Here is a 16,441-nt window from a genome sequence, read left to right on the forward strand (position 1 = left end):
GGCGGGGAGGGTGCTCAGGCGGCCGGGGGCGGCACGTAGCCCTGGGCGACGTCGGCGCCTTCGCCGAAGAAGTGCTTTTCCATCTGGCGCGCCAGGTACTGGCGGGCGCGCAGGTCGGCCAGGTTGAGGCGGTTTTCATTGACCAGCATGGTCTGTTGCTTGAGCCAGGCGGCCCAGGCTTCCTTGCTGACGTTTTCCCAGAGGCGTTTGCCCAGCTCGCCTGGGTAGGGCGGGAAGTCGAGCCCTTCGGCCTCTTTGCCGAGCTTGATGCACTGAACCATGCGTGCCATTTCGATTGCCTTTGAACGGGAAAAGTGGGGAAAGCGGTTGCTTAGTTGATTTAGCTATTTAGAACTGAGAACTTGGTCGTTCCAGTTTCTATATGTCGTATTGAGAATACGCAGCTTCATTGATATGCCTTTTTAGAGCAAGACACCATGAGCATTCGCCGCGACTTTATCAAGCTTTCCCTGGGTGCCGGCGTGGCCGGTGCATTTGCCCTGTCGGCATTGCCGGCGTTTGCCCAGGCCGCGGCGGCGGCCAAGGGCCCGGTGACGCTGCTGAACGTGTCCTATGACCCGACCCGCGAGCTGTACGTGGACTACAACCAGGCCTTCGCCAAGCACTGGAAGGCCAAGACCGGCCAGGACGTGTCGGTGAAGCAGTCGCACGGCGGCTCGGGCAAGCAGGCCCGCTCGATCATCGACGGCATCGACTCCGACGTGGCCACCCTGGCCCTGGGCGGCGACATCGACGCGCTGGTCACGCACGGCGGCCTGGTCAAGCCCGACTGGCAGAAGCGCCTGCCGCACAACTCCGCCCCCTACACCTCGACCATCGTGTTCCTGGTGAAGAAGGGCAACCCCAAGGGCCTGAAGGACTGGGACGACCTGGTCAAGCCCGGCGTGCAGGTGATCACGCCCAACCCCAAGACCTCGGGCGGCGCGCGCTGGAACTACCTGGCCGCGTGGGAGTTCGCCAAGCGCAAGTACGGTGGCGACGCCAAGGCCAAGGAATACATCGGCAACCTGTTCAAGAACGTGCCGGTGCTCGACACCGGCGCGCGCGGCGCGACCATCACCTTCGTGCAGCGCGGCGTGGGCGACGTGCTGCTGGCCTGGGAGAACGAAGCCTTCCTGGCGCTGAAGGAATTCGGCCCCGAGAAGTTCGAGATCGTGGTGCCGTCGATCTCCATCCTGGCCGAGCCCAGCGTGGCGGTGGTCGACAAGGTGGTCGACAAGAAGGGCACGCGCGCCGTGGCCGAGGAGTACCTGCAGTACCTGTACTCCGACGAAGGCCAGGACATCGCCGGTCGCAACTTCTACCGCCCGACCTCGGACAAGGCCAAGGCCAAGTACGACAAGCAGTTCCCCAAGCTGACGCTGGTCACCATCGACCAGGCCTTCGGCGGCTGGGCCAAGGCCGACAAGGAGCACTTCGCCGACGGCGGCTCCTTCGACCAGATCTACGCGCCCAAGCAAAAGTAAGCCAACCGCCAGCAGGCCGGCAGTGCAGGGCACCCGTTGCGCGGGTGCCGTGGCCCGGCTCGGCCTGAATTTCCGAAGCAAACAGAAAGTCTCCCGTGTCCGTTCTCCTGATTGCCGGCAGCCCTTCGGCCCCCTCCCGTTCCACCGCATTGCTCGAAGCGGTGGGCGAGCGGCTGGCCCAGCGCAAGGCGCGCATCGAGCGCCTCGCCATCCGCGACCTGCCCGCGCAGGCGCTGCTGCTGGCCGACTGGAACCATCCGGCCATCGTGAACGCGATTGCCAGGGTGACCGAGGCCCGCGTGATCGTGGTGGCCACGCCGGTCTACAAGGCGGCCTACAGCGGCGTGCTCAAGGTCTTTCTCGATCTGCTGGCGCAGAACGCGCTCAAGGGCAAGACGGTGCTGCCGCTGGCCACCGGCGGCAGCCCGCACCACATGCTGGCGCTCGACTACGCGCTGCGGCCCGTGCTGCAGTCGCTGGCGGCGCGCCACATCCTGCCGGGCGTGTACGCCAGCGATTCGCAGATCACGCTCACGCCCGAGAACGCCTACCAGGTGCACCCCGACCTGGCCGAGCGGCTCAACGAAGCGGTCGAGGTGCTGGCCACCGAAGGCCTGAAGCTGCCCGCCACCCACGGCTTCGAGCCGGTGCCGTTCTCTCGCGTGCGATGTAGCGTCTGAACGCGGGGTTCGTCGCCGAACCCAGCCACGCCAGACCCATTCCCTTCCCCCGTTTCTTGAAGCCGCCCGTGCGCGGCCGGGGGACAGTTTTGCCCGAAGTTCTGCACCCAGGAATCCCCGCATGAATCCCGTTGCCACCGAAGACGCCGTGCTCGACATCGGCACCGCGCCGCGTTCCCTCTGGCACGCGCTCGGCGATCTCGCCGTGAGCGCCATCGTGGTCAGCGCCATCGCGCTGATCGTCAGCTTCATCGCCGCCGCCTGAGCGCGGCGCACACCCAGCGAGCCTTGCCATGACACACCAGATTTCCACCCCGCGCCGCCGCCTGATCCAGGGCGTGGCCGCCGCCGTTGCGCTGCCGTCGTTCGCCGCATTGGCGCAGGCGCCGGCGCGCCAGTTGCGCATCGGCAACCAGAAGGGCTACCTCACGCTGCTCAAGGGCCGCGGCACGCTGGAGAAGCGCCTGGCGCCGCTCGGCGTCACGGTGAAATGGACCGAGTTCACGGCCGGCCCGGTGCAGCTCGAGGCACTGAACGTGGGCTCCATCGACTTCGGCGACGTGGGCGAAGCGCCGCCCATCTTCGCGCAGGCCGCCGGTGCGCCGCTGGCCTACGTGGGGGCGACCGTGGCGCGCCCGCAGTCGGAGGCCGTGCTGGTGCCCAAGGCCTCGGCCATCAAGACCGTGGCGGAACTCAAGGGCAGGAAGATCGCGCTCAACAAGGGCTCGAACGTCCATTACTTCATCGTCAAGCTGTTCGAGAAGCACGGCCTCTCGTATGCCGACCTGAACCTGGTCTACCTGCCGCCGGCCGATGCGCGCGCCGCCTTCGAAAAGGGCTCGGTCGACGCCTGGGTCATCTGGGACCCGTTCCTGGCCGCGGCCGAAAAGACGCTCGACGCGCGCGTGCTGGCCGACGCCACCGGCGTGGTCGGCAATCGCGCGTACTACTTCTCTTCGCTCGACTACGTGGCCAAGAACGCCGACGTGCTGGCCATCGCGATCGAGGAAATCAACAGGATCGACGTCTGGGGCGCCGCCAACAAGGGTGAACTGGCCGGCGAGCTCGCCACGCTCTGGGGCCTGCCGAAGCCGGTGGCCGAGCTGTCGGTGAACCGCTCCGCCTACGGCACCACGCCGATCACCAAGGCCATCCTGGCCGAGCAGCAGAAGATCGCCGACACCTTCTTCGAACTCAAGCTGATCCCGAAGAGGATCAACGTGCTCGACGCCGCCGGCGCGGGAGTCGCGTGATGCAGATCTTCTGGTTCCTTCCCACGCACGGCGACAGCCGCTACCTCGGCACGAGCGAAGGCTCGCGCCCCGTCGACCTGGCCTACCTGCAGCAGATTGCCGGCGCGGCCGACAACCTCGGCTACGAAGGCGTGCTCATTCCCACGGGCCGCTCGTGCGAAGACCCGTGGGTCATCGCGTCCAGCCTGATCGGCTCCACCCGGAAGCTCAAGTTCCTGGTTGCGGTGCGCCCCGGCCTGCACCAGCCCAGCTTGGCCGCGCGCATGGCCGCGACCTTCGACCGCCTTTCGGGCGGGCGCCTGCTGGTGAACCTGGTGACCGGCGGCGACCAGACCGAGCTCGAAGGCGACGGCGTGTACCTGGACCATGCCTCGCGCTACGAGCAATCGGACGAGTTCATCCGCATCTGGCGCGAGATCCTCGCGCGCAGCCATGACGGCCAGGCCTTCGACTACGACGGCAAGCACCTGAGCGTGAAGGGCGCCAAGCTGCTGTACCCGCCGGTGCAGAAGCCGTACCCGCCCGTGTGGTTCGGCGGCTCCTCGGCCCCGGCGCACGAGCTGGCCGCCGGGCAGGTCGACGCGTACCTCACCTGGGGCGAGCCGCCCGCCGAAGTGGCCAAGAAGATCGCCGACGTGCGCGCCCGCGCCGAGCGCAAGGGCCGCAAGGTGGCGTTCGGCATCCGGCTGCACGTGATCGTGCGCGAGACCGAAGACGCCGCGTGGAAGGCCGCCGAAGAACTCATCAGCCGGGTCGACGACGACACCGTCATCCGCGCCCAGGCTGCCTTCGCGCGCATGGACTCCGAAGGCCAGCGCCGCATGGCCGCGCTGCATGCGGGCGGCGCCAGGCGCTCGCGCGCCGAACTCGAGATCGCGCCCAACCTCTGGGCCGGCGTGGGCCTGGTGCGCGGCGGCGCCGGCACCGCGCTGGTGGGCGATGCGAAGACCGTGGCGGCGCGCATCGAGGAATACGCGGCGCTGGGTCTCGACAAGTTCATCCTGTCGGGCTACCCGCACCTCGAAGAGGCCTACCGCTTCGCCGAGCTGGTGTTCCCGCTGCTTTCGTGCAAGGCGAAAACGCAACTGGCCGGTGGCTCGCTGAGCGGGCCGTTCGGCGAGGTCGTGGCAAATCTCGATGCGCCTTCGCGCCTCGTTTCCCAAAGCTGAAGGATCGTCATGACCGAACAAGTTCAAGACTTGCCAGCCGGTGTGCCCGCCGTGAGTGAAGGGCATGCGCTGAAGAATTTCGCGCTCAACGTGCTGGGACGGCTGGTGCCGTGGCTCGTGCCCGTCGGGCTCATCGTGTTCTGGCAGATCGCGTCGTCGCTGGGCTGGCTCAGCACGCGCGTGCTGCCGGCGCCGGTCGACGTGGTCAAGGCCGCGTGGACGCTCACGGCCTCCGGCGAACTGTGGACGCACGTGAAGGTCAGCGCGGGCCGTGCGCTCGCGGGCCTGGCCATCGGCGGCGGGGCGGGGCTCTTGCTGGGCCTGCTCACGGGCTCGGTGAAGTTCGCCGAGACGCTGCTCGACTCCACCATCCAGATGGTGCGCAACATTCCCGCGCTCGCGCTGATCCCGCTGGTCATCCTGTGGTTCGGCATCGACGAGTCGGCCAAGCTGTTCTTGATCTCGGTGTCGGTGTTCTTCCCGATCTACCTGAACACCTTCCACGGCATCCGCAACGTCGACCCGCAGCTCATCGAGATGGGCCGCACCTACGGCCTGTCGCGCTGGCAGCTGTACCGTGAAGTCATCCTGCCGGGCGCGCTGTCGTCGATCCTGGTGGGCCTGCGTTTCTCGCTCGGGCTGATGTGGGTGATCCTGATCGTGGCCGAGACCATTTCGGCGCAGGCCGGCATCGGCTACCTCACGATGAACGCCCGCGAATTCCTGCAGACCGACATCGTGCTGGTGGGCATCCTGCTGTACGCGCTGCTCGGCAAGCTGGCCGACCTGTTCGCGCGCGGCCTGGAGCAATGGTGGCTGCGGTGGCATCCGGGCTACCAGAAGAAGACGAAGTGAGGGCAGGGGACATGACGCATTCCAGAATTTCCCGACGCGAGGCCATCGCCATGCTGGGCGCGCTGGGCGCGGCCGGTGCCACGGCCGCCTTCGCACAAGGCACCACCTCGCGGCCGGCGACCGTGCGGCTCGGCTACCAGAAGTCATCCACGCTGATCGCCTTGCTGAAGGTGCAGGGCACGCTCGAGAAGCAGCTCGCGCCGCTCGACGTGAGCGTGAGCTGGCACGAGTTCACCAGCGGCCTGCCGCTGCTCGAGGCGCTGAACCTCGACAACCTCGACATCAGCGCCGACGTGGCCGACACCGTGCCGGTGTTCGCACAGGCGGCCGGTGCCGACCTGACCTTCATTGCACAGGAAGCACCGTCGCCCGCCGCGCAGGCCATCGTGGTGCGCGAAGACTCGCCGCTGAAGACCGTGGCCGACCTCAAGGGCAAGAAGGTCGGTTTCGCCAAGGCGGCCGGTGTGCACTACCTGCTGATTGCCGCGCTCGACAAGGCCGGCCTGTCGTTCAAGGACATAGTGCCCGCCTACCTTACGCCCGCCGATGGCCGCGCCGCCTTCGAGAAGGGCGCGATCGACGCGTGGGTGGTGTGGGACCCGTTCCTGGCCGCCGCCCAACGTCAACCGGGCCAGTCGAAGGTGCGCGTGCTGGCCGACGGCGCGGGCATCGCGTCGTACCAGCGCTACTACCTGGCGAGCACCAGGTTCGCGAAGGCGCGGCCCGACGTGCTGCGCGTGGTCTACGCCGAGCTCGAGAAGACCGGCAAGTGGGTCAAGCAGAACCCGAAGGACGCAGCCGCGTTGCTGTCGCCCGTGTGGGGCCTGGACGCCGCGACCATCGAGCAGGCCAACGGCCGCCGCAGCTATGCGGTGCGCCCGGTGGTGCCCGAGGTGCTGGGCGAGCAGCAGCGCATCGCCGACGCCTTCTTCGCCGAGAAGCTGCTGCCCCGAAAAATCGATGCGCTGAATGTGGCGCTGTTCAAGCCTGGAGCCTGAAACCATGAGTGCCGTTCTGAAAGACATCCAACCCCCCGCCATCGCCGGTGGCGTGCGCCTCGAGGCGCGCGGCCTGCACAAGCGCTACGGCGCGCGCGAGGTGCTGCGCAACACTCGCCTGACCATCGAGCCGGGCCAGTTCATCGCCATCGTCGGGCGCAGCGGCTGCGGCAAGAGCACGCTGCTGCGGCTCATCGCGGGGCTCGAGGAGCCGAGCGACGGTGGCCTGTACACCGACGGGCGCGCCGTGCACGGCCTGCACGACGACACCCGCATCATGTTCCAGGAGGCGCGCCTGCTGCCCTGGCGCCGCGTGCTCGACAACGTGACGCTGGGCCTGCCCAGCGACGCCAAGGCGCGCGGCAAGGAGGTGCTCGCGCAGGTCGGCCTGGCCGACCGCGAGAACGAATGGCCGGCGCGTCTGTCGGGCGGGCAGCGCCAGCGCGTGGCCCTGGCGCGCGCGCTGGTGCACCACCCGCGGCTGCTGCTGCTCGACGAGCCGCTGGGCGCGCTGGACGCGTTGACGCGCATCGAGATGCACCGGCTCATCGAGAACCTGTGGCAGCGCCACCGCTTCACCGCGCTGCTGGTGACGCACGACGTGCAGGAGGCCGTGGCGCTGGCCGACCGCGTGATCCTGATCGAAGACGGGCGCATCGCGCTCGACGAGAACATTGCGCTGGCCCGCCCGCGTTCGCAGGGCGACCCGGCGTTCGCGGCCATCGAGAAACGCATCCTCGACAGGGTGCTGCAGAAGCCGGACGACACCGGCCCGCAGAGCACCGACGCCAACTGGCTCAGCCCCCCCGCGCACGCGCTGCGCTGGGCGATTTGAGCGCCTTCATTCCTTCGCCAACCTGAAAGGCAATCGCATGTCGCAGAACTGGAAATTCGAAACCCTGTCGGTGCACGCCGGCTATTCCCCCGAGCCCACCACGCGCGCCGTGGCGCCGCCCATCTACCAGACGGTGGCCTACGCGTTCGACAGCGCGCAGCACGGCGCCGACCTGTTCGACCTGAAGGTGCCGGGCAACATCTACACCCGCATCAACAACCCGACGCAGGACGTGCTCGAGCAGCGCGTGGCCGCGCTGGAAGGCGGCATCGCGGCGCTGGCGCTGGCCTCGGGCCAGGCGGCCGTGACCTATGCCATCCAGACCATCGCGGAGGCCGGCGACAACATCGTCAGCAGCACCGCGCTGTATGGCGGCACCTACAACCTGTTCGCCCACACGCTGCCGCAGTTCGGCATCACCACGCGCTTCGCGGACCACCGCGACCCGGCCAGCTTCGAGAAGCTGTTCGACGAGAAGACCAAGGCGGTGTTCGTCGAGTCGCTGGGCAACCCAGCGGGCAACGTGACCGACATCGCGGCCATTGCCGAGATCGCGCACCGCCACGGCGTGCCGCTGATCGTCGACAACACCGTGCCTTCGCCCTACCTGAGCCGGCCCATCGAACATGGCGCCGACATCGTGGTGCACTCGCTCACCAAGTACCTGGGCGGGCATGGCACGAGCATTGGCGGCGCCATCGTCGACTCGGGCAAGTTCCCGTGGGCCGAACACAAGCAGCGCTTCAAGCGCCTGAACGAGCCCGATGTGAGCTACCACGGCGTGGTCTACACCGAGGCGCTCGGTGCGGCCGCCTACATCGGCCGCGCGCGCGTGGTGCCGCTGCGCAACACGGGCGCGGCCATTTCGCCGTTCAACGCCTTCCTGATCCTGCAGGGCATCGAGACGCTGGCGCTGCGCATGGACCGCATCAGCAGCAACGCGCTGGCGGTGGCGCAGCACCTGAAGAAGAGCAAGGCCGTGAACTGGGTGAACTACGCCGCGCTGGAAGACCACCCGGACTACGCGCTGGCGAAGAAGTATTTCGGCGGGCGTTCCAGCGGCGTGCTGACCTTCGGCATTGGCGCAGGACGCGAGGGCGGGGCAAAGTTCCTCGATGCGCTGAAGCTCTTCACGCGCCTGGTGAACATCGGCGACGTGCGCTCGCTGGCCACGCACCCGGCCTCGACCACGCACCGCCAGCTGTCGCCCGAAGAGCTGGCCCGGGCCGGCGTGACCGAGGACACGGTGCGCCTGTCGGTCGGCATCGAGCACATCGACGACCTGATCGCCGACCTCGACCAGGCCCTGGCCGCGGCGTCGAACTGAAGCACTTTCCCAAAGCCATGACCACACTGCAAGCCATTCCCGACGCCGCGCTGGACCAGCTGTTTCGCAAGGCCCGCACCGTGCACGCGTTCAAGCCCGTGCCCGTGAGCGACGAGCTGATCCACAGGCTCTACGACCTCGTGAAGTGGGGCCCGACCGCGTTCAACGCGCAGCCGGCGCGCTACGTGTTCGTGCGCAGCGAAGAGGCCAAGGCCCGGCTGAAGCCGGCCGTGTCCGCGGGCAACACCGCGCAGACGCAGGCGGCCGGCGTCACGGTGATCGTGGCGCACGACACGCGCTTCTACGAGCACCTGCCCACGCAGTTCCCGGCCTACGACGCCAAGCCCATCTTCGAGAAGAGCGCCGAGGCCGCGCAGGCCACGGCATTCCGCAACAGCAGCCTGCAGGGCGCCTACCTGATCCTGGCGGCGCGCGCGCTCGGGCTCGACGCGGGGCCGCAGTCGGGCTTCAACGCCGACCTGGTCGACAAGGCCTTCTTTGCCGACGGGCGCTACCGGGCCAACTTCCTGGTCAACCTCGGCGTGGCCGACCACGCCGGCACCTTCGAGCGCGGGCCGCGGCTGGCGTTCGACGACGTGGCCGAGATCGCCTGAGGCCCCGCTTTCATTCCCGAATGCTTTTCCTGAATTCCTTCCCCCATCACCCTGAAAGAGAACCCATCATGTCCATTCAAGCCATCAACGTGCGCAACCAGTTCAAGGGCAAGGTCCGCGAGATCATCCGCGGCGACGTCGTCTCCGAAGTCGATGTCGAGACCGCCTGGGGCATCGTCACCTCGGTCATCACCACGCGCTCGGTCGACGAGCTGCAGCTGAAGGTGGGCTCCGACGTGGTCGCGCTCGTGAAGTCCACCGAGGTTTCGATCGCCAAGCTCTGACGGACCCTCGGGCTTGCGAACACCCGGCGCCGCATTGGCGCCGGGTTTTTTCTTGTCAGCGTTCGAGCGGCACCGGTGGCACCGGTGGCACCAGCGGCACCAGCCGCCAGATGCCGTACGGGTTGTGGAAGAGCGAGTCTTCTTCGTAGGTCTGCGCGCTTTCCTCTTCGATGCGGTAGGCCGGCGCGTCCTGCGCGACCGAGAAAGTCTGGCCCGCGCGGACGGTGGGCGACTCCGTGAACAGGTAGCGCGTGAACACGCGCAGCAGCTCGATCGTTTCCGGCAGGTCGCCCGCGCCGTGCGTGACCGCGTCCTTCAGGCCGAGGTTGTGCATGCCGCAGGAGCACACGTCTTCGCCCGTGAGGTACACGACCAGCGCGCGGTGCGCAAGAAAGAGATGGAGGTTCTCGCAGTGATCCAACCAGTCCGAGGGCTTGTACGACAGGCCCGTGCTCTCGACCTTGACGCCCAGGCCGCCCGCGCGAAGCAGCGCGGCGCCGGCGCGCATGAGCGCTTCGGCGTTCTCGCGGCTGCCGCCCGAGCCGACCAGGTACACGACCGACCGGTGCGCGGCAATGGCCGCCATCTCCGGCGTGTCGCGCCAGTGCGGGCCGGACACCTCGAAAGCCCTGGGCATGCGCTCGTCGGCGCCTTCGAAGACCAGCTCGCAGCTGAAGCGCGTGGCCATGCACATCAGGATGCGCCCCGCGAAGAGGTAGCCGTCGCTGTCCTTCGCGAGGCGGCCGATGAGTTCGGTGCTGTCCGTCCAGGGGCCGGGAATGCACAGGACCATGTCGGGGTCGGGGGTGGGCTCGCTCACGTGATGTCCTCGATGTTGCAGGTTCGTGCGGGTGCGCTCAGGTGCGGCCGTCCATTTTGCGGGAAGATCGACGACAGCCGCCGCCGTTGCCCTGAGGCAGCATCTGTTGCGTTGACCCGTCCATTTACCTACCGGGGGTACCCCTACATGGCCCAATTCGAAGTGAGCGACATCGTCCGCGCGTTGCACGGCGTGCGCGACGAGTGGCGCGATTCGCAGCGCCGGTCGCGCGAGCCCGGCACGCGCGAGTTTCCGTCGCGCGACGCGCTCGCGCAGACCATCGAGTCGCTCAAGGGCGCGCTGTTCCCGATGCGGCTCGGCCCGCCCGACCTGCGCCACGAGAGCGAGGACTTCTACGTCGGCCACACGCTCGATTCCGCGCTGCAGTCGCTGCTGGTGCAGGCACGGCTCGAACTGAACTACAACGCCCGCCACGAGCCGCGCCCGTCGAGCGAGATCGACGGCGTGGCGGCCGAGGCCATCCGCCAGTTCGGCAACACGCTGCCGCAGCTGCGCCGGCTGCTCGACACCGACGTGCTGGCCGCCTACCAGGGCGACCCGGCCGCGCGCAGCGTGGACGAGGTGCTGCTGTGCTACCCCGGCGTGCTGGCCATGATCCACCACCGGCTGGCGCACGAGCTCTACAAGCTCGGCCTGCCGCTGCTGGCGCGCATCGTGGCCGAGCTGGCGCATGCGCAGACCGGCATCGACATCCACCCCGGCGCGCGCATCGACGCGGGCTTCTTCATCGACCACGGCACGGGCGTGGTGATCGGCGAGACGGCCGTCATCGGCAAGCGCGTGCGGCTGTACCAGGCCGTGACGCTGGGCGCCAAGCGCTTCCCGACCGACGCCGAAGGCAACCTGCAGAAGGGCCTGCCGCGTCACCCGGTGGTGGAAGACGACGTGGTCGTCTACGCCGGCGCCACCATCCTGGGGCGCGTGACGCTGGGCAAGGGCGCGGTGATCGGCGGCAACGTGTGGATCACCGACGACGTGCCGGCCGGCGCGAGCGTCACGCAGGCCAGCCTGCAGGCCGCACCGAAGGCAGGTGGCGCATGAAGGAATTCGTCGAAGACTTCGGCACGGTCGTGCGCCAGTTGCGCGAAGGCAAGGGCTGGTCGCAGGACGAGCTGGCCCGGTGCGCGGACCTCAATCGCTCCTACGTGGGCGAGGTGGAGCGCGGGCGGGTGATTCCGTCGATCGTCACCGCGCGCAAGCTGGCCGACGCCGTGGGCATCAACATGGTCAACCTGCTCATGCGCTGCGAGCAGCTGGAGCAGTCGCGGCTGGTGCGGCGCATCGACCTGAACGCGATCGCCTACTGAGGTGCGCGCGGTGCCTGAGGCGCGTGAGGCGTCTGAAGCGCCTGAAGCGCCTGAAGCGCGTGCCCCGGGCTTGCCAGGCGCCGCCTGAAGAAGGCCACCACCTCGGCGTTGAAGGCGGTGTGAAAGGCCGTGCGATCGAAGCCGGGCCCGTCGCGGCAGATCTCGGGCAGGGCATTGGCCATGGCCGGCGCGCACGGCGCCAGGAAGGCGAAATGCGCGGCGCCAGCGGCCACGTGCCAGTCCGGGGGCGCGGGCAGGTCGCGGCGAACGGCCGCCACGCTGTCCGGCGTCACGCCGTCGCCGCCGAACTCGGACGCCCAGAGCTGCAGCGGCACCGTCACCTGCTTCAGGCCCGCCGCGTCGAACACGCTCAGTGGATCGACGATGACGGCGGCCTTGATGCGCGGGTCCCGAGCGGGTGACACCAGCAGCGCTGGCAGGTCGCCGCGGCGGATCTCGCCGCACAGCGGCACCCGTGAGTCCGCCGGGCACAGGTCCTTGCGCAGCGTGAGGTCGGGCAGCGCACCGACCGCCACCAGCCCGGTGTAGCCGCCGCGCGAAAAGCCGAACAGGCCGATGCGGTCCGCATCGAGCGCCGACCGCCCGGGCCACGCGCCCAGCATGTGGTCGACCAGCCGTTTCATGTCCACCGGCCGCGTCGCGAACGCCGACAGGTGGCCCTGGCGGCTCAGGTCCTGGAAGTTGTCGCCCGGGTGGCTGATGGCGGCCACCACGAAGCCCGCGTCCGCCAGCGCGGCGGCGGTGTCGTGGTGCCCGAGAAAGGAGCCGCCCGTGCCGTGCGAGACCACCACCAGCGGCAGCGCGCTGCCGGCCACGGGGCAGTCGCGCGTGCCGGCGATGACCAGCGGGTCGAGCGCGATCCTGCCGGGCGCGGACGCGCAGGGCGTCCATACCGCCCCGCGCAGCGCGGGGCCGTTGCCGTCGGCGGGCACCTCGATGAAGCTGAAGCCCGCCGCGTGCGCGGCCACCGAGAGCCAGAAGGTGGCAAGGAAAAGAAGGCGGGCAAGGGGAAGGGCAAGGGTCATGGCAAGGGTCGTGGCAAGGGTCATGGCATGGTTGCGCGGCGGATGGGAATCAGCAGGTCGGTGCGCAGTTCGGCCTGCGTGGCCGTGCGCGGCGAGTTCAGGTAGTGCTCCAGCGTGGGCCGGTCGTCCGGCTCGTAGCCGCTGGCCGGCAGCCAGCGGGCGTGCAGCGTGTTGATGGCCGCGTCGATGCGGCTGTAGGGGCCCACCAGGCAGTGCAGGGCATAGCGGCCGGCCGGAAGCTCCAGCGTCTCGAGGTCGCCGCCCGCCGGCCACGGTTCGCGCGAGGCGGCCGCGGCGTAGTACCTGAAGCCCTCGGCATCGTCGGGGTCGCCGAAGGAGGCGCCGAGCCAGGCCGTCACGCCGGCGGTGCCGTCGTGAAGGTCCGGGTGCAGGTGCGGATGCAGGTGCAGCCGGCGCTGCGTATGGGGAATGGTCGACGGCGGGCCGTGGTGGCGCAGCGCCTGCACGCGCTGCGCCGGGCGCTCGACGATCCGCACGGCCGGCGCATCCGAGGCCCCCGGGCCGGCGAGCATCGCGGCGTGCATCTGCTGCTGGAACTCGCGCGGCGACTGGCCCGTGAACTGGCCGAAGGCGCGCGTGAAGGCCTGCGGGCTGTCGTAGCCCGCGGCCATCGCGACCTGCGTGACGCTCTGGCCGCCGGCTTCCAGCAGCCGCGTGGCCAGGGCCAGCCGCACGCGCCGCACCGTGGCCGCCACGGTTTCGCCCGCGATGCTGCTGTAGACCCGGTGAAAGTGGAACGGCGAGAAATGCGCCAGGCGCGCCAGGTCTTCCAGCCGGTGCTCGGCCATCGGGTCGGCCACGATGGCCGCGACGACGCGGGCCACGCGTTCCCGGTAGCTTTGTTCTGCGCGGCGTGGGGTCGAGGGCATGGCCGGAGTTTGCCCGCGGCCGGCCCGCCGTACTTAGCCGGGATTGCGGTTTTGCATTCAGGGCGGCCGGCAGGCTATGCTTATCAATTGTTAACAATGACGCTTGCCTCCGCATGTCCCTGCCTCAAGCTTCTTCCCCCGTGGCCCCGACGGCCGCGGCGCCCGGCGTGGCCGACGAATCCTGCGACGTGATGGTCGTCGGCGGCGGTCCCGCCGGCTCGACCATCGCCGCGCTGCTGGCCCAGCAGGGCCGCAAGGTGGTGCTGCTCGAAAAGGCGCACCACCCGCGCTTTCACATCGGCGAATCGCTGCTGCCGGGGAATGTCGAGCTGTTCGAGAAGCTCGGCGTGCGCGACCAGGTCGAGAAGATCGGCATGCCGAAGTTCGGCATCGAGTTCGTCTCGCCCGAGCACGAGTACCGCAGCTACGTCGAATTTGCCGAAGGCCTGGACAAGTCGCTCGACTCCGCCTGGCAGGTGCGCCGCTCCGACCTCGACGAGATCCTGTTTCGCAACGCCGCCACGCGCGGCGCGCAGACCATCGAAGGCTGCAAGGTGCGCGACGTGGCCTTCGACGCCGACGGCGCCGTCGTGCAGGCCGAGATGGACGACGGCGCGCGCCGCAGCTGGCGCGCCCGCTTCGTGGTCGACGCCACCGGCCGCGACACGCTGCTGGCCAACAAATTCCGCTGCAAGGAAAAGAACCCCGACCACAACAGCACCGCGCTGTTCGGCCACTTCACCAACGCCGAGCGTCTCGAGGGCAAGAAGGAAGGCAACATCAGCATCTGCTGGTTCCCGCACGGCTGGTTCTGGTTCATTCCGCTGGCCGACGGCACCACCAGCATCGGCGCGGTCTGCTGGCCGTACTACCTGAAGACGCGCGACAAGCCGCTGAAGGAATTCTTCTACGACACCATCGCGCTGTGCCCGGTGCTGGTGGAGCGGCTGAAGAACGCGACGCTGGTCGACGACGCGGTGCATGCCACCGGCAACTTCTCGTACACCAGCACGCACGCCACGGGCGATCGCTACCTGATGCTGGGCGACGCCTTCACCTTCATCGACCCGATGTTCTCCTCGGGCGTGTACCTGGCCATGACCAGCGCCTTCGACGGCGCAAGCCTGGTGGCCACGGCGCTCGACAAGCCGGCCTCGCTGCCCGCGGCGCGCAAGGGGTTCGAGCTGATGACGCGCAAGGGCCCGCGCGAGTACTCGTGGTTCATCTACCGCGCGACCAACCCGACCATCCGCGACATGTTCATGCACCCGGGCAACCCGTTCCGCGTGAAGGAAGGCCTGATGTCGCTGCTGGCCGGCGACATCTACCGCGGCAAGCCGATGTGGCGCGCGCTGGGCATGTTCAAGTTCCTGTACTACGTGATCTCGGTCACGCACGTGCGCCGCAGCTGGGAAGGCTGGAAGCGCCACCGCTTCAACGTCCGCGACATGGGGGTGTTGAAGGGAGAGACGGTGCTCAAGTCGGATTGAGCGGGGCGGTTCAGCCCGCCGCTGCCTCGCCAGTGAACTGCGCGTTCTTCCGGGCAATGGCGCGGAACGGCGCGGTGATGCGCGTGTCCGTCGCAACCGCCTGCCAGTACACGGTGGCCAGTTGGCGCGCGGCGGGCCATTCCTCCAGTGTCTCGATGGTCGAGACCAACCCGCCGGCTGCCAGTTCGCGCGGCGGCAATTCCCCATTGGTGGCGGCGTAGAGCGTGGGCAGCACGTCGTACGCAGGCGACAGCCGCCAGGTGCCGTTCTCGATGAGCAGCGAGATGTTGCCGTAGTGCCGATCGGTATTGCCGATGAGCCGGCCAAAGGCTTCGAGGAAGCGCAGCCGTCGTGCGTCGTCCGCGCGCAGGAGCCCGCGCGACGCCATGCGGTTGGCGGTGGCGGCCCAGTTGTCCATCTTGCCGATGTGCTGAGCGTCGTAGGCCATCAGCGACACCATGCCGACGCGGCCGCTGGCGGTGCGGTCGAAGCGTTCGACTTCCAGGAACACGCGGCCCGCTTCGATGAACACGCGCGTGGTGGCCGCGGCGATGCCGGCCGCTTGCAGTGTGCGAAGTGCCAGATGCTCGCTGACGAGCAGGTCGCGCGAGCGCTTGTCGGCAGGCGAACTGCCGGCCGAAGAGAATTTGACGATCACCTGCCGTTCGTCGCGCACGGTGCAGAACTTCGGCTGTTCACCGCCGGCCGATGAGCCCGGCAAGATGCCCTGCATGGCGCTGTCCGCCATTGCGGGGTAGTCGTTGGCGGTCACTGGCGATGCTGGCCGCGCGGCGATCGATTGAAAGCGGCGAAACGACTCTCCACCGACCAACAGGCTGCCCGGCAGGTCCTCTCCACAGAGCGACAGCGCTTGAAGCACGTTGTCGTCGCTCCAGTGTTCGGGGTTGGCGGGCAGGCCGAGTTCGGGATGGCCATGCGCAAAGGCGCGGCCGATGAACCCCTGGGGGCGCATGTCGGAGAGGAACCAGGGCAGCCCGTCGTGCAGCGCGCTGGGGCCGTCCTGTTCGTCCATCCAGCAGCGGCCCCCTTGCAGCGGCACGATGCGGCCAAAGGCCGACGCGTCACCGCTTGCATCCACCTCGATGACCGGCACTTCCGCACCCACGCGTTCGACGTGCCTGGGCGCGACATACATCTGCGAGCGCGCCGCGCCGACCTTCAGGATATCTGCGCTGCGCAGCAGCGGTGCCAGCGTGCGCGACACGGTCGGCTGGCTGATGTCCAGCCGCGCCCGGATCTCGGCGCTGGAGGCAGCCCCCTGCGAGCGGACGAACGCAAGCGCTGTTTCTGCCAAGGTCGCGGAGGAGGGGGGCATTGAATACCAAAGTGAATAGATAAATTATT

General features: G+C 68.6%; 19 protein-coding genes. 14 read left to right on the forward strand and 5 right to left on the reverse strand.

The window, feature by feature from the left end; genetic code table 11:
* Positions 1 to 14 precede the first annotated feature (14 nt).
* Entirely contained in the window at positions 15 to 290 is a 276-nt protein-coding gene (locus BM004_RS11315; RefSeq protein ID WP_093122472.1) for an oxidative damage protection protein, read from the reverse strand.
* A 147-nt stretch (positions 291 to 437) separates the two neighbouring features.
* Between BM004_RS11315 and BM004_RS11320 the strand changes: the two genes are divergently transcribed.
* From BM004_RS11320 to BM004_RS11365, 11 genes are all read left to right on the forward strand, one after another.
* Complete coding sequence (locus tag BM004_RS11320; protein ID WP_093122470.1) at positions 438 to 1,487, forward strand: sulfate ABC transporter substrate-binding protein; 1,050 nt, start codon at positions 438 to 440, stop codon at positions 1,485 to 1,487.
* A 95-nt stretch (positions 1,488 to 1,582) separates the two neighbouring features.
* A complete protein-coding gene (gene ssuE, locus BM004_RS11325) occupies positions 1,583 to 2,167 on the forward strand; it encodes an NADPH-dependent FMN reductase (protein WP_093122468.1) in 585 nt (194 codons plus the stop codon).
* Between the two features lie 121 nt (positions 2,168 to 2,288).
* Positions 2,289 to 2,432 carry a hypothetical protein gene (locus BM004_RS41395; protein WP_177206484.1) on the forward strand — a complete coding sequence of 48 codons (144 nt, stop codon included), beginning with the start codon at positions 2,289 to 2,291 and terminating at the stop codon, positions 2,430 to 2,432.
* A gap of 28 nt (positions 2,433 to 2,460) precedes the next feature.
* Positions 2,461 to 3,420, forward strand: coding sequence for a sulfonate ABC transporter substrate-binding protein (locus BM004_RS11330; protein ID WP_093213299.1), 960 nt, complete (start codon positions 2,461 to 2,463; stop codon positions 3,418 to 3,420).
* Entirely contained in the window at positions 3,420 to 4,589 is a 1,170-nt protein-coding gene (gene ssuD / locus BM004_RS11335; RefSeq protein ID WP_093213301.1) for an FMNH2-dependent alkanesulfonate monooxygenase, read from the forward strand. The genes BM004_RS11330 and ssuD overlap by 1 nt, the downstream gene beginning before the upstream one ends.
* A 9-nt stretch (positions 4,590 to 4,598) precedes the next feature.
* Positions 4,599 to 5,444, forward strand: a complete 846-nt coding sequence (gene ssuC, locus BM004_RS11340) for an aliphatic sulfonate ABC transporter permease SsuC (RefSeq protein WP_093213303.1) — start codon at positions 4,599 to 4,601, stop codon at positions 5,442 to 5,444.
* An 11-nt stretch (positions 5,445 to 5,455) separates the two neighbouring features.
* The gene (locus tag BM004_RS11345; protein WP_093213305.1) at positions 5,456 to 6,442 is read left to right on the forward strand and encodes an aliphatic sulfonate ABC transporter substrate-binding protein; all 987 of its coding nucleotides are present in this window, start codon (positions 5,456 to 5,458) and stop codon (positions 6,440 to 6,442) included.
* A 4-nt stretch (positions 6,443 to 6,446) separates the two neighbouring features.
* Positions 6,447 to 7,277, forward strand: a complete 831-nt coding sequence (locus BM004_RS11350; RefSeq protein ID WP_093213307.1) for an ATP-binding cassette domain-containing protein — start codon at positions 6,447 to 6,449, stop codon at positions 7,275 to 7,277.
* Positions 7,278 to 7,314: 37 nt separating this feature from the next.
* Positions 7,315 to 8,604 (forward strand): O-acetylhomoserine aminocarboxypropyltransferase/cysteine synthase family protein, encoded by a 1,290-nt coding sequence (locus BM004_RS11355; protein WP_093122459.1) that lies wholly within the window; start codon positions 7,315 to 7,317, stop codon positions 8,602 to 8,604.
* 17 nt (positions 8,605 to 8,621) lie between these two features.
* Positions 8,622 to 9,218, forward strand: a complete 597-nt coding sequence (locus BM004_RS11360) for a malonic semialdehyde reductase (protein WP_093213309.1) — start codon at positions 8,622 to 8,624, stop codon at positions 9,216 to 9,218.
* 68 nt (positions 9,219 to 9,286) lie between these two features.
* Entirely contained in the window at positions 9,287 to 9,502 is a 216-nt protein-coding gene (locus BM004_RS11365) for a TOBE domain-containing protein (protein ID WP_007829250.1), read from the forward strand.
* A 55-nt stretch (positions 9,503 to 9,557) separates the two neighbouring features.
* On the opposite strand, the gene BM004_RS11370 is transcribed toward BM004_RS11365, so the two are convergent.
* Positions 9,558 to 10,322: a DUF4261 domain-containing protein gene (locus tag BM004_RS11370; protein ID WP_218152684.1), complete on the reverse strand. Its 765-nt coding sequence runs from the start codon at positions 10,320 to 10,322 to the stop codon at positions 9,558 to 9,560.
* A gap of 147 nt (positions 10,323 to 10,469) precedes the next feature.
* Here BM004_RS11370 and epsC point away from each other — a divergent pair, with 147 nt between their 5' ends.
* Both epsC and BM004_RS11380 read left to right on the forward strand, forming a co-directional pair.
* Complete coding sequence (epsC, locus tag BM004_RS11375) at positions 10,470 to 11,384, forward strand: serine O-acetyltransferase EpsC (protein ID WP_093122454.1); 915 nt, start codon at positions 10,470 to 10,472, stop codon at positions 11,382 to 11,384.
* Positions 11,381 to 11,650, forward strand: coding sequence for a helix-turn-helix domain-containing protein (locus BM004_RS11380; RefSeq protein ID WP_093213313.1), 270 nt, complete (start codon positions 11,381 to 11,383; stop codon positions 11,648 to 11,650). The genes epsC and BM004_RS11380 overlap by 4 nt, the downstream gene beginning before the upstream one ends.
* On the opposite strand, the gene BM004_RS11385 is transcribed toward BM004_RS11380, so the two are convergent.
* Positions 11,644 to 12,696, reverse strand: a complete 1,053-nt coding sequence (locus BM004_RS11385; RefSeq protein ID WP_256219861.1) for an alpha/beta hydrolase family protein — start codon at positions 12,694 to 12,696, stop codon at positions 11,644 to 11,646. The two genes, BM004_RS11380 and BM004_RS11385, sit on opposite strands and share 7 nt — an antisense overlap.
* A gap of 20 nt (positions 12,697 to 12,716) precedes the next feature.
* The gene (locus tag BM004_RS11390; RefSeq protein WP_093213315.1) at positions 12,717 to 13,586 is read right to left on the reverse strand and encodes an AraC family transcriptional regulator; all 870 of its coding nucleotides are present in this window, start codon (positions 13,584 to 13,586) and stop codon (positions 12,717 to 12,719) included.
* Positions 13,587 to 13,699: 113 nt separating this feature from the next.
* On the opposite strand from BM004_RS11390, the gene BM004_RS11395 reads away from it, so the two are divergent.
* Positions 13,700 to 15,076, forward strand: coding sequence for an NAD(P)/FAD-dependent oxidoreductase (locus BM004_RS11395; protein WP_093213317.1), 1,377 nt, complete (start codon positions 13,700 to 13,702; stop codon positions 15,074 to 15,076).
* 10 nt (positions 15,077 to 15,086) lie between these two features.
* Here the strand turns inward: BM004_RS11395 and yjjJ are convergent, their stop codons facing one another.
* Positions 15,087 to 16,391: a type II toxin-antitoxin system HipA family toxin YjjJ gene (gene yjjJ, locus BM004_RS11400; RefSeq protein WP_256219862.1), complete on the reverse strand. Its 1,305-nt coding sequence runs from the start codon at positions 16,389 to 16,391 to the stop codon at positions 15,087 to 15,089.
* Positions 16,392 to 16,441 lie beyond the last annotated feature (50 nt).

Origin of the sequence: Variovorax sp. OK212 (assembly GCF_900112425.1) — a bacterium.
In the GTDB taxonomy this organism is placed as follows: Bacteria; Pseudomonadota; Gammaproteobacteria; order Burkholderiales; family Burkholderiaceae_C; genus Variovorax.